The following is a 12,528-nucleotide window of genomic DNA, read 5'->3' on the forward strand; positions in this document are numbered from 1 at the left end:
CTTCCAGACCACCTCGGGGAGAGGGACCATGTTCGACACGGTGCTCGTCGCCAACCGCGGCGAGATCGCGGTCCGCGTCATCCGCACACTGCGGGCGCTCGGGGTCCGCTCCGTGGCCGTCTTCAGCGACGCGGACGCGGACGCCCGCCATGTGCGCGAGGCCGACACGGCGGTGCGGATCGGCCCGGCGCCGGCCGCCGAGAGCTATCTGTCCGTCGAGCGCATCCTCGCGGCGGCGGCCGCCTCCGGCGCCCAGGCGGTCCACCCGGGGTACGGCTTCCTCGCGGAGAACGCCGTGTTCGCGCAGGCGTGCGCCGACGCCGGGCTCGTCTTCATCGGGCCGCCCGCCTCGGCGATCGAGCTGATGGGCGACAAAATCCGCGCCAAGGAGACGGTGAAGGAGGCCGGCGTCCCGGTCGTCCCCGGCTCCTCCGGCAGCGGCCTGACCGACGCCGAACTGGCCGCCGCCGCGCGCGAGATCGGCACCCCGGTCCTGCTCAAGCCGAGCGCGGGCGGCGGCGGCAAGGGCATGCGCCTGGTGCGCGACGAGGCCGTGCTCGCCGAGGAGATCGCGGCGGCCCGCCGCGAGGCCCGCGCCTCCTTCGGCGACGACACGCTGCTCGTGGAGCGGTGGATCGACCGCCCCCGGCACATCGAGATCCAGGTCCTGGCGGACGGCCAGGGGAACGCGATCCACCTCGGCGAGCGCGAGTGCTCCCTCCAGCGCCGCCACCAGAAGATCATCGAGGAGGCGCCCAGCGTCCTCCTGGACGAGGCCACGCGCGCGTCGATGGGCGAGGCGGCGGTCCAGGCGGCCCGCTCCTGCGGGTACGCGGGCGCGGGCACGGTCGAGTTCATCGTGCCGGGCAAGGACCCCTCCTCGTACTACTTCATGGAGATGAACACCCGCCTGCAGGTGGAGCACCCGGTCACCGAGCTGATCACCGGCCTCGACCTGGTCGAGTGGCAGCTGCGGGTGGCCGCCGGGGAGCGCCTGCCGTTCACCCAGCAGGACATCACCCTCACCGGGCACGCGGTGGAGGCCCGGATCTGCGCCGAGACCGTGTCCGTCAAGGCGGGCTCCCGCGGGTTCCTGCCCTCGGGCGGGACGGTCCTCGCCCTGCGCGAGCCGCAGGGCGACAGCGTGCGCACCGATTCCGGGCTGAGCGAGGGCACGGAGGTCGGCAGCCTCTACGACCCGATGCTCTCCAAGGTCATCGCCTACGGCCCCGACCGCGCCACGGCCCTGCGCAAGCTGCGGGCCGCCCTCGCCGAGACGGTCACCCTGGGCGTGCCGACGAACGCGGGCTTCCTGCGCAGGCTGCTGGCCCACCCGGCGGTCGTGGCGGGCGAGTTGGACACCGGTCTCGTGGAGCGCGAGATGGACGGCCTGGTCCCGGACGGCGTGCCGGATGAGGTGTACGAGGCGGCGGCCGCCGTGCGCGAGGCCGCGCTCGCCCCCTCGGGGGGCGGCTGGACGGACCCGTTCTCCGTGCCGAGCGGCTGGCGGCTCGGGGGCACCCCGGTGCCCGTGACGCACTGGCTGCACGCGACGGGACAGGAACCCGTCACCCACCGGCTGCGGGGCAGCGGCCACACGGTCACCGCCGACCACGTCTCGGTCACCCTCGACGGCACCCGGCACACCTTCCACCGCGCCGGCGACTGGCTGGGCCGGGACGGCGACGCCTGGCAGGTGCGGGACCACGACCCCGTGGAGGCGAGCCTGACCGGCGCCGCGCACGCCGGGGCCGACGCGCTCACCGCCCCCATGCCGGGCACCGTCACGGTCGTGAAGGTCTCCCCCGGCGACCGGGTGAGCGCGGGTCAGAGCCTGCTGGTGGTCGAGGCGATGAAGATGGAGCACGTCATCGCCGCCCCGCACGCCGGCACGGTCACCGAGCTGGACGTCGGCGCGGGCACCACGGTCGCCATGGACCAGGTCCTCGCGGTGGTGCTCCCGGACGACGAGACGGACGAGGAGGCGGAGGCATGACCACCGCAGACGACACCGCAGACGACACCGCGGGCGCCACGACAGCCGCCCCCGCCGGGCTCCCCATGACCGTCCGGGACCCGGAGCTGCCGCCCCGCGTCCGCATCCACGAGGTCGGCGCCCGCGACGGCCTGCAGAACGAGCAGTCGGTGGTCCCCACCGAGATCAAGGCGGAGTTCATCCACCGCCTCGCCGACGCGGGCCTGACCACCGTCGAGGCGACCAGCTTCGTCCACCCCAAGTGGGTGCCCCAACTGGCCGACGCCGAGCGGCTCTTCCCGCTCCTCGGCGACCTCCGGGGCGTGCGCCTGCCGGTCCTCGTGCCGAACGAACGCGGCCTGGAGCGGGCGCTCGCGCTCGGCGCCGACCGCGTCGCCGTCTTCGCCAGCGCCACCGAGTCCTTCGCCAAGGCCAACCTCAACCGCACGGTGGACGAGGCCCTCGCCATGTTCGACCCGGTGGTCGCCCGCGCGCGGGAGCACGGGATGCACGTCCGCGGCTATCTCTCGATGTGCTTCGGCGACCCCTGGGAGGGCCCGGTCCCCGTCGACCAGGTGGTCCGCGTCTGCCGCGCGCTGCTCGACATGGGGTGCGACGAACTGAGCCTCGGCGACACCATCGGCGTGGCCACGCCGGGCCATGTGCGCGCCCTGCTGACCGCGTTGAACGAAGCGGGGGTCCCGACCGACCGGATCGGCGTCCACTTCCACGACACGTACGGCCAGGCGCTCGCCAACACCCTGGCCGCGCTCCAGCACGGCGTGACGACGGTGGACGCCTCCGCGGGCGGTCTCGGCGGCTGCCCGTACGCGAAGAGCGCCACCGGCAACCTCGCCACCGAAGACCTCGTCTGGATGCTGCACGGCCTCGGCATCGACACCGGGGTCGACCTCGGCCGCCTCTGCGCCACCAGCGCCTGGATGGCCGGCCACCTGGGCCGACCCAGCCCGTCCCGCACCGTCCGCGCCCTGACCCACCAGGAGCAGTGAGAGAACGATGGACCACCGCCTGAGCCCCGAGCACGAGGAACTCCGCCGCACGGTCGAGGCGTTCGCGCACGACGTGGTCGCCCCCAAGATCGGCGACTTCTACGAGCGCCACGAATTCCCGTACGAGATCGTCCGCGAGATGGGCCGCATGGGCCTGTTCGGCCTGCCCTTCCCCGAGGAGTACGGCGGGATGGGCGGTGACTACTTCGCGCTCGGCATCGCCCTCGAAGAGCTGGCCCGCGTCGACTCGTCCGTGGCGATCACCTTGGAGGCGGGCGTCTCGCTCGGCGCGATGCCGCTGCACCTGTTCGGCACCGAGGAGCAGAAGCGGCAGTGGCTGCCGAAGCTGTGCTCCGGCGAGATGCTCGGCGCGTTCGGCCTGACCGAGCCCGACGGCGGCTCGGACGCGGGCGGCACCCGCACCACGGCCGTGCGCGACGGCGACGAGTGGGTGATCAACGGTTCGAAGTGCTTCATCACCAACTCCGGTACGGACATCACCGGCCTGGTCACGGTCACCGCCGTCACCGGCCGCAAGGCCGACGGCCGCCCGCTGATCTCCTCGATCATCGTGCCGTCGGGGACGCCGGGCTTCACGGTCGCGGCGCCGTACTCGAAGGTGGGGTGGAACGCCTCGGACACCCGCGAGCTGTCCTTCTCCGACGTCCGCGTGCCCGCGGCGAACCTCCTGGGCGAGGAGGGCCGGGGCTACGCCCAGTTCCTGCGCATCCTGGACGAGGGCCGCGTCGCCATCTCCGCGCTCGCCACCGGGCTGGCGCAGGGCTGCGTGGACGAGTCGGTGAAGTACGCCAAGGAGCGGCACGCCTTCGGCAGGCCGATCGGGGCGAATCAAGCCATCCAGTTCAAGATCGCGGACATGGAGACGCGGGCGCACATGGCCCGGGTCGGCTGGCGGGACGCGGCCTCGCGCCTGGTCGCCGGGGAGCCGTTCAAGAAGGAGGCGGCGATCGCCAAGCTCTACTCCTCGACGGTCGCCGTGGACAACGCCCGCGAGGCCACGCAGATCCACGGCGGGTACGGCTTCATGAACGAATACCCCGTGGCCCGGATGTGGCGGGACTCCAAGATCCTGGAGATCGGCGAGGGCACCAGCGAGGTGCAGCGGATGCTCATCGCGCGGGAGCTGGGCTTCGCGGGCTGAGGCGGGGCCGGGCCTCGCCCCGGCGGGCGGGCGTCGAGGGACCCCCGAGGCCGGAGTGAGCTTAGGCTAGCCTAAGCTCTACTTCCGGCCAGTGGCCCCGGCCGGTCCAGTGGCCTCCGGCCGCCGTACCGTCACGAAAGCAGAGACCCCCATGTCCCAGCCCCGCTCCCTCCAGCTCTCCCGCCGCGGCATGCTCGCCGCCGGCGGCGCCCTCGGCCTGACCGCCGTCCTGGCGGCCTGCGGCAGCGAGAAAAAGGACGGGGAGAAGAAGGGCGGTGCGGCCAAGGCGGGTCCCTGGAGCTTCAAGGACGACCGCGGGAAGACGGCCGAGCGCGAGGCGACGCCGAAGAACATCGTCGCCTTCACCGGCGTCGCCGCCGCCCTGTTCGACTACGGCATCGAGTGCAAGGGCGTCTTCGGCCCGACGAAGACCAAGGACGGCAAGGCCGACGTGCAGGCCGGCGACATGGACGTCAGCAAGCTGACGGTCATCGGCAACGAATGGGGCCGGTTCAACATCGAGAAGTACGCGGGCCTCGCCCCCGACGTGCTGATCTCCACCATGTTCGACGCCAAGGGCACCCTCTGGTACGTGCCGGAGGAGAGCAGCGACAAGATCCTGAAGCTCGCCCCGAGCGTCGGCATCAGCGTCTACGACCGCCAGATGACCCAGCCGCTCCAGCGCATCCTCGCGCTCGCCGAGTCGCTCGGCGCGGACGTGAGGTCCGACAAGGTCGTCAAGGCGAAGAAGCGCTTCGAGGACGCCTCCGAGCGGCTGCGCAAGGTCGCCAAGGCGCACAAGGACATCAAGGTCCTCGTGGGCTCCGCGAGCCAGGACCTGTTCTACGTCTCCGGCTCGAACCTCTCCGCCGACCTGGAGTACTTCAAGGCGCTCGGCGTGAACATCATCGAGCCGCCGGAGAAGGCCAAGAAGGCGTCCGGCGGCTGGTTCGAGAACCTCAGCTGGGAGAACGTCGACCAGTACGACGCGGACCTCATCATGATGGACAACCGCACCTCCGCCCTCCAGCCGGCCGTCCTGGACGAGTCCAAGCCGACCTGGCGCAAGCTCCCCGCCGTCAAGGCCGGGCAGGTCATCCCGCGCGTGACGGAGCCGATCTTCTCGTACGCCAAGTGCGCGCCGATCCTGGAGGACCTCGCGGACGCGATCGAGAAGGCGAAGAAGCTCAAGAAGAGCGCCTGACCTCCGCACGGCACCACCGCACAAGCGCGCCGCCGCACCACCGCGCCGCCGCACAGCCTCACCGCCCGCCCCCTCCGTTCGCGGAGGGGGCGGTTCTGCTTTTCCCGAAGGGCCCCTTTCCCCGGGACCCCTTTTCCCGGGAGCCCTTCTCCCGAGGGACCCCGGACGGTAGAAGTTAAGTTAGGCTTACCTAAGTTGCACCTCGGGAGGACAGTCCATGCGCTCGCACCTGCTCAGTGACACCACCGCGGAGCGGTACCGCAGCTCCGTGACCGAAGGAGTCGAGCGGGTGGCCGCCCGACTCGCCACCACACCCCGCCCGTCCACCGGCGTCACGGCCGCTGAACTCGCCCGCCGCGTCGAGGCCGTCGACCTGGACGCGCCCCTGCACGACACCATCGCCGCGCTCGACGAACTGGACGAGCTGTACCAGCGCGACGCGATCCCCTTCCACCACCCCCGCCACCTCGCCCACCTCAACTGCCCGGTCGCCATCCCCGCCGTCCTCGCCGAAGCGGTCGTCTCCGCCGTCAGCTCCTCGCTCGGCACCCGAACCCAGTCCGCGGGCGGCACCCTCATCGAGCGCCGCCTCATCGACTGGACCTGCGAGCGCCTGGGCCTCGGCCCGGCCGCCGAGGGGGTGTTCACCGGCGGCGGCGCCCAGTCCCACCTCCACGCCCTGCTGCTCGCCCGCGAGGAGACCAAGGAGCAGGACCCCGCCCGCCTGCGCGTCTTCGCCTCCGAGGCCGGTCACGTGGGCGTCCGGCAGGCCGCCCGGCTGCTCGGCCTCGGCGAGGACGCCGTGGTGGTGATCCCCACCGACCGGAACAAGCGCATGCAGACCGTGGCCCTCGCCCGTGAGCTGGAGCGCTGCCGCCGCGACGACCGCTCCCCCATGGCGGTCGTCGCCACCGCCGGCACCACCGACTTCGGCTCCATCGACCCGCTGCCCGAGATCGCCGAGCTGTGCGCGCGGTACCGCACCTGGCTGCACGTCGACGCGGCGTACGGCTGCGGGCTGCTCGCCTCCCGCAGGAACCGGCACCTCCTCGACGGCATCGAGCGCGCCGACTCCGTCACCGTGGACTACGACAAGTCCTTCTTCCAGCCGGTGAGTTCCTCGGCCGTCCTGGTCCGCGGCAGGGTGCGCGGGCGCCTCCCCGACCAGGCCGGCGAGTCCCCCGGAACCACCCGGCGCCTCGACGCCCTGAAGCTGTGGATGACGCTGCGCGTGATGGGCGCGGACGCCATCGGCGACCTCTTCGACGAGGTCTGCGACACGGCCACGAAGGGCTGGCGCGTGCTCGCCGCCGACCCCCGCTTCGACGTCGTGGCCGAGCCGCAGCTCTCCACGCTCGTCTTCCGCTACATCCCCACCGCGATCTGCGCCCCCTTCGCGATCGACCGCGCCAACCTCTACGCCCGCAAGGCCCTGTTCGCCTCCGGTGACGCCGTGGTGGCCGGCACCAAGGTGGGCGACCGCCAGTACCTGCGGTTCACCCTGCTCAACCCCGAGACCACCACCGCCGACATCACGGCTGTCCTCGATCTGATCGCCGGCCACGCCGAGCGGTACCTGGGAGGAGAGACCCTTGACCGCGCCTGCTGACCCCCACCGGCCCTCCGTGGCGTACGACTTCACGCTCCGCCCGCTCGACCCCCTGACCGACGCCGAACTGGTGCACGGCTGGATGACGCACCCCAGGGCCGCGTGCCGGCAGATGCGGGGCGCCACGCTGACCGACGTCGAGCGCGCGTACATGGCGATCGCCGCCTCCGACCACCAGGAGGCGTACCTCGGCCGGTACCTGGGCGTGCCGTGTTTCCTGATGGAGCGGTACGACCCCGCGTACGTGGAGTTGGCCGGCCTCTACGAACCGCTCCCCGGCGACGTCGGCATGCACTTCTTCACTGCCCCGCCCGAGGTGCGCGTCCCCGGCTTCACCCGCGGGGTGCTCAGCGCGGTGCTGCGCGAGCTGTTCGCCGACCCGGCGACCGGGCGGGTCGTCGTCGCCCCCGCCGTGCGGGACACTGCGGTGCTCGCCCGCAACGCGTCCGTCGGGTTCCGCGCCGAGACCGTCATCCAGAAGCCGGAGAAGGAAGCCCTGCTGAGCTTCTGCACCCGGGAGCGCTTCTTCCAGGGCCTCGGCGAGACGGCACTCCACCGCAGCGGGGCAGCGGTACCGTCGCGCGTCTGACCAACGGAGCCGGTCGGGACGCCTCGGGACGCCGAGGAACCCGATCGCGTCAAGCCGATGGGGCTCGGAAGACGGTCCTTCCGAGCCCCATCCTCGTACGCCGTGTGTGTCGTCATGTCATGTTGCGGGCCAGGGCACCTGCGGCGACTTGTAGTAGCCGAAGCCGAGCGCGTCCCAGCGCGGGGCCTGCGCGGCGAGCCGCACCTTGTACTTCTCCCAGTCGTGTGTGGCCGCGGGCGACCAGCCGAGTTCGGCGATCCCGGGCAGGCGCGGGAACGCCATGTGGTCCAGGTGCGCGGAGGTCGAGAGGGTCTCCGTCCACAGCGGTGCCTCGACGCCCAGGACCGCGTCGGCGGGCGCCCCCTTCAGATACGTGGCCGGGTCCCAGTCGTACGAGCGCTGCACCTCGACCAGACCGGCCCAGGTCAGGCCGAGCGGGGTGTCCTTGGTGTACTTCATGTCGAGGTAGGAGCGGTCGGCCGGGGAGAGGACCAGCTTGGTGCCGTTCTTCGCGGCGTTCACGACCTGCTCGCGCTCGGCGGCGCCGGTCCTGTCGTATCCCCAGTACTGGGCGACGGCACCCTCGGCGGGCCTGGCGCCGGTCAGCTGGTGCCAGCCCATCACCTTCTTGCCGTACTTGGCGACGATGGGCTGCACCTTGTCCATGAAGGCGACGAAGTCCTCGTGGCTGGTGGAGTGCGCCTCGTCACCGCCGATGTGGAGGTACTCACCGGGTGTCAGGGCGGCCAGCTCGCGGATCACGTCGTCCACGAAGTCGTACGTGACGTCCTTCTTGACGCACAGCGAGCTGAAGCCGACGGCGGTGCCGGTGTAGAGGGGCGGGGCGACGCCGTCGCAGTTCAGCTCGGCGTACGAGGCGAGGGCCGCGTTGGTGTGCCCCGGCATGTCGATCTCGGGGATGACGTCCAGGTGCCGCGAGGCGGCGTACGCGACGATCTCCTTGTACTGCGCCTTCGTGTAATAGCCGCCCTTGCCGCCGCCGACCTGTGTGGAACCGCCGTACGTGGCCAGGCGCGGCCAGGAGTCGATGGCGATGCGCCAGCCCTGGTCGTCGCTCAGGTGCAGGTGCAGCTTGTTCATCTTGTAGAGCGCCGCCTGGTCGATGTAGCGCTTGACCTGCTCGACGGTGAAGAAGTGCCGCGAGACGTCGAGCATCGTGGAGCGGTAGGTGTAGCGCGGCATGTCCTTGATGGTGCCGCCCGCGATCCGCCACGGGCCGCGCTGCCTGCTCGTCTTCTCGACGACGGCGGGCAGTTGCTGACGCACCGTCTGGACACCGTGGAAGAGCCCGGCGTCCGACCAGGAGGTGATGGTGAGGGAGCCGCGGGTGGAGATGACCCGGTAGCCCTCGTTGCCGAGGACCTTGTTCGCCGGTTCGGCGCTGAGCCGCAGCCGGATGCCGTCGCCGCCCGCGCCGGTGACGACCGGGAGCTTGTAGCCGGTGGAGGGGCGCAGCACCTGGGCGAGGTACTCGCCGACGCGCCGCTCCTCGGGCCGGTCGACGCGGATGCGGGTCCTGGCGGTGATCTCGTATCCGGCGCCGCCCGGCTCGGCCGACAGGGGCGCGGGCACGATCTGGCCGAGCGGGGTGACCGCGGGCTTCGGCTTCGCCGCGGGGGCGGGAGCGGCGGCGAGGGAGGAGATGCCGGCGGCCGCCACGAGCAGCAGTGAGCCGAGCAGCCGTGATGTCCTGTGGTGCGTTCTCACAAGCGGGTCCCTTCGACGGGGGCGCAGCTGTGGTGCGGACCGTTCGAACGGTTCCCATTGGTAACCCGGCCCTCACGGGGGGTCAAGGGGGTGTGGACCACCTCCCCCGGGGGGCGGTGCGAGAATCCCCGCATGGCGGAAATCATCCAGCGCGACGGGACCTGGACCTTCGACGGACAGACGCTGCGGCTGGTGCCCGGCCACGACAAGAGCGTCTCCTTGCTCCGCAAGACGCTCGGCGAACTGGCCCTGCCGCTGGAGGCGTTGGCGGGCATCGCCTTCGAGCACGGGAAGAAGTCGGGCCGCCTGCGGCTGCGGCTGCGCGACGGCGCCGACCCGCTGCTCCAGGCGACGGGCGGCAAGCTGACGGACTCCGGCGACCCGTATCAGCTGCTCGTGGAGCCCGACCGGTACGGCGTGGCGGAGTACCTGGTCGACGAGGTGCGGGGCGCCCTGCTGATCGAACAGGTTCCGGCTGCCCCCTGCACGGCCTACCTCCTGCCCGGCCCGCCCGTGCCGCTGTCCGTCTCGGCCGGGGACGGCACCGCGAGCTTCGACGGGGAGCGCGTCCGCCTGGAGTGGAACTGGAAGACGGAGGAGGCGAAGTCGGCGTCCGGCACGAGGTCTCTGGCGCTCGCGGACATCACGGCGGTGGAGTGGCAGCCGGCGGTCGGCCTGGAGAACGGCCACCTCCGTTTCACCGTGCGCAACGCCCCGACCAAGGCCCCGCCGAAGTACGACCCGAACGCGGTGGAGCTGTGGGGCTTCAAGAAGGACCCGCTGATGGCCCTGGTCGCCGCCGCGGTCCAGGCCCGCCTGCCGCACCCCGCGGCGCCCTCCGTCCCGGCGGCCGCGGAGGACGCGCCGCCCGCCGCCCCACAGGCGACGGCCCCGGCACCCTCGGCCGAGGACCACGACACCCTGCTGCGCCGCCTGCGCGAGCTGGGCGAGCTCCACCGGGCGGGGGTCCTGACGGAGGAGGAGTTCACCGCGGCGAAGCAGGCGGTCCTGCGCCGCATGTAGGCCAGGCGGGGCGGTATCGCGCGCCCATTCGGCACGTCCCTGCCCGATTCCGGGCAGGATTCTTGCGAAAGAGGCGAAGATCCCCCAGGATCATCGAGTGCACGACGACCTGGTGGACCACCTCACCCGCAGCACCCCGCTCCAGCGGGGCGAAGCCCTGCGGGTCATCCAGGACGTGCTGGCCTACTTCGACGAGACGACAGAAGACTTCGTCCGTCGCCGCCACCGCGAGCTGCAGGGTCAGGGCCTGCTGAATGCGGCGATCTTCGAACAGATCTCGGCGGACCTGGCATACCGCGCGGTCGCGCCGCCGGAGCTGAGCCTCCGGCAGCTGCGCCGCATCATCTACGGCTAGGACACCCTCTATGTGTGGAATCGTCGGTTATATCGGCAAGCGTGACGTCGCCCCGCTGCTCCTCGAAGGCCTCCAGCGCCTGGAGTACCGCGGCTACGACTCGGCGGGCATCGCGGTCACCGCTCCCAAGGCCACGGGCCTGAAGACCGTGAAGGCCAAGGGCCGCGTCCGAGACCTGGAGGCCAGGCTCCCCGCCCGCTTCAAGGGCACCACCGGCATCGCCCACACCCGCTGGGCCACCCACGGCGCCCCCTCCGACGAGAACGCCCACCCGCACCTCTCCCAGGACGAGAAGGTCGCCGTCGTCCACAACGGCATCATCGACAACGCCTCGGAGCTGCGCGCCAAGCTGACCGCCGACGGCGTCGAGTTCCTCTCCGAGACGGACACCGAGGTCCTCACCCACCTCATCGCCCGCTCCCAGGCGGACACCCTGGAAGAGAAGGTGCGCGAGGCGCTGCGCCACATCGAGGGCACGTACGGCATCGCCGTCCTGCACGCCGACTTCAACGACCGCATCGTCGTCGCCCGCAACGGCTCCCCGGTCGTCCTCGGCATCGGCGAGAAGGAGATGTTCGTCGCCTCGGACGTCGCCGCGCTCGTCTCCCACACCCGCCAGGTCGTCACCCTCGACGACGGCGAGATGGCCACCATCAAGGCCGACGACTACCGCACGTACACCACCGAGGGCTCGCGCACGACCGCCTCGCCGACCACCGTGGAGTGGGAGGCCGAGTCGTACGACATGGGCGGCCACGACACGTACATGCACAAGGAGATCTTCGAGCAGCCCGACGCGGTGGACCGCGTGCTGCGCGGCCGCATCGACGACCGCTTCTCCACCGTGCACCTCGGCGGCCTCAACCTCGACGCGCACGACGCCCGCAAGGTGCGCCGCGTCAAGATCCTCGGCTGCGGCACCTCGTACCACGCGGGCATGATCGGCGCCCAGATGATCGAGGAGCTGGCCCGCATCCCCGCCGACGCGGAGCCGGCGTCCGAGTTCCGCTACCGCAACGCGGTCGTGGACCCCGACACCCTCTACATCGCGGTCTCCCAGTCCGGTGAGACGTACGACGTGCTGGCCGCCGTCCAGGAGCTGAAGCGCAAGGGCGCCCGCGTCCTGGGCGTGGTCAACGTCGTCGGCTCGGCGATCGCCCGGGAGGCGGACGCGGGCGTGTACGTCCACGCGGGCCCGGAGGTCTGCGTGGTCTCCACCAAGTGCTTCACCAACACCACCGTCGCCTTCGGCCTGCTCGCCCTGCACCTCGGCCGCATCCGCGACCTGTCGGTCTCCGACGGCAAGCGGATCATCGAGGGCCTGCGCAAGCTGCCCGGCCAGATCTCGGAGATCCTCAAGCAGGAGGACGAGATCAAGAAGATCGCCAAGAGCTACGCCGACGCCCGCTCGATGCTCTTCATCGGCCGGGTCCGCGGCTACCCCGTCGCCCGCGAGGCCTCGCTCAAGCTCAAGGAGGTCTCGTACATCCACGCCGAGGCCTACCCCGCCTCCGAGCTGAAGCACGGCCCGCTCGCCCTCATCGAGCCGGCCCTGCCGACCGTCGCGATCGTGCCGGACGACGACCTGCTGGAGAAGAACCGCGCCGCCCTGGAGGAGATCAAGGCCCGCAGCGGCAAGATCCTCGCGGTCGCGCACCAGGAGCAGGAGAAGGCCGACCAGACGATCATCGTTCCGAAGAACGAGAACGAGCTGGACCCGATCCTGATGGGCATCCCGCTCCAACTCCTCGCCTACCACACGGCGTTGGCGCTGGGCCGGGACATCGACAAGCCGCGCAACCTCGCGAAGTCGGTCACCGTCGAGTAGGGCCACTCCCCTGCACGAACCGCATGTGAACGACCCCCTGCGCGT

Annotated in this window: 10 protein-coding genes; 9 read left to right on the plus strand and 1 reads right to left on the minus strand. The window is 71.5% G+C overall.

Annotated elements, in window-relative coordinates:
- The first annotated feature begins 28 nt into the window (after nucleotides 1-28).
- The 6 genes from J2N69_RS12620 (at nucleotide 29) to J2N69_RS12645 (ending at nucleotide 7,549) form a co-directional block, all read left to right on the plus strand.
- Nucleotides 29-1,996 carry an acetyl/propionyl/methylcrotonyl-CoA carboxylase subunit alpha gene (locus J2N69_RS12620; RefSeq protein ID WP_230904698.1) on the plus strand — a complete coding sequence of 656 codons (1,968 nt, stop codon included), beginning with the start codon at nucleotides 29-31 and terminating at the stop codon, nucleotides 1,994-1,996.
- A gap of 65 nt (nucleotides 1,997-2,061) precedes the next feature.
- On the plus strand, nucleotides 2,062-2,985 hold the full coding sequence (locus J2N69_RS12625) for a hydroxymethylglutaryl-CoA lyase (RefSeq protein WP_230904699.1): 924 nt from the start codon (nucleotides 2,062-2,064) through the stop codon (nucleotides 2,983-2,985).
- A gap of 7 nt (nucleotides 2,986-2,992) precedes the next feature.
- A complete protein-coding gene (locus J2N69_RS12630; protein WP_230900834.1) occupies nucleotides 2,993-4,147 on the plus strand; it encodes an acyl-CoA dehydrogenase family protein in 1,155 nt (384 codons plus the stop codon).
- Nucleotides 4,148-4,298: 151 nt separating this feature from the next.
- Nucleotides 4,299-5,351, plus strand: coding sequence for an ABC transporter substrate-binding protein (locus tag J2N69_RS12635; protein WP_230900835.1), 1,053 nt, complete (start codon nucleotides 4,299-4,301; stop codon nucleotides 5,349-5,351).
- A 217-nt stretch (nucleotides 5,352-5,568) separates the two neighbouring features.
- The gene (locus tag J2N69_RS12640; protein WP_230900836.1) at nucleotides 5,569-6,960 is read left to right on the plus strand and encodes a pyridoxal phosphate-dependent decarboxylase family protein; all 1,392 of its coding nucleotides are present in this window, start codon (nucleotides 5,569-5,571) and stop codon (nucleotides 6,958-6,960) included.
- Nucleotides 6,944-7,549, plus strand: a complete 606-nt coding sequence (locus J2N69_RS12645; RefSeq protein WP_269075605.1) for a GNAT family N-acetyltransferase — start codon at nucleotides 6,944-6,946, stop codon at nucleotides 7,547-7,549. The genes J2N69_RS12640 and J2N69_RS12645 overlap by 17 nt, the downstream gene beginning before the upstream one ends.
- Before the next feature lie 117 nt (nucleotides 7,550-7,666).
- Here the strand turns inward: J2N69_RS12645 and J2N69_RS12650 are convergent, their stop codons facing one another.
- Nucleotides 7,667-9,277, minus strand: a complete 1,611-nt coding sequence (locus J2N69_RS12650) for a beta-N-acetylhexosaminidase (RefSeq protein ID WP_230900837.1) — start codon at nucleotides 9,275-9,277, stop codon at nucleotides 7,667-7,669.
- A 132-nt stretch (nucleotides 9,278-9,409) separates the two neighbouring features.
- Between J2N69_RS12650 and J2N69_RS12655 the strand changes: the two genes are divergently transcribed.
- The 3 genes from J2N69_RS12655 to glmS all read left to right on the plus strand — a co-directional run bounded on the left by J2N69_RS12655 (nucleotide 9,410) and on the right by glmS (nucleotide 12,483).
- Nucleotides 9,410-10,300, plus strand: coding sequence for a DUF4429 domain-containing protein (locus J2N69_RS12655; protein ID WP_230900838.1), 891 nt, complete (start codon nucleotides 9,410-9,412; stop codon nucleotides 10,298-10,300).
- Between the two features lie 97 nt (nucleotides 10,301-10,397).
- On the plus strand, nucleotides 10,398-10,655 hold the full coding sequence (locus J2N69_RS12660) for a hypothetical protein (protein WP_230900839.1): 258 nt from the start codon (nucleotides 10,398-10,400) through the stop codon (nucleotides 10,653-10,655).
- A gap of 10 nt (nucleotides 10,656-10,665) precedes the next feature.
- On the plus strand, nucleotides 10,666-12,483 hold the full coding sequence (gene glmS / locus J2N69_RS12665; protein WP_230900840.1) for a glutamine--fructose-6-phosphate transaminase (isomerizing): 1,818 nt from the start codon (nucleotides 10,666-10,668) through the stop codon (nucleotides 12,481-12,483).
- The last annotated feature ends 45 nt before the right edge of the window (nucleotides 12,484-12,528 follow it).

Source organism: Streptomyces huasconensis (genome assembly GCF_021028635.1).
Taxonomy (GTDB): Bacteria; Actinomycetota; Actinomycetes; order Streptomycetales; family Streptomycetaceae; genus Streptomyces; species Streptomyces huasconensis.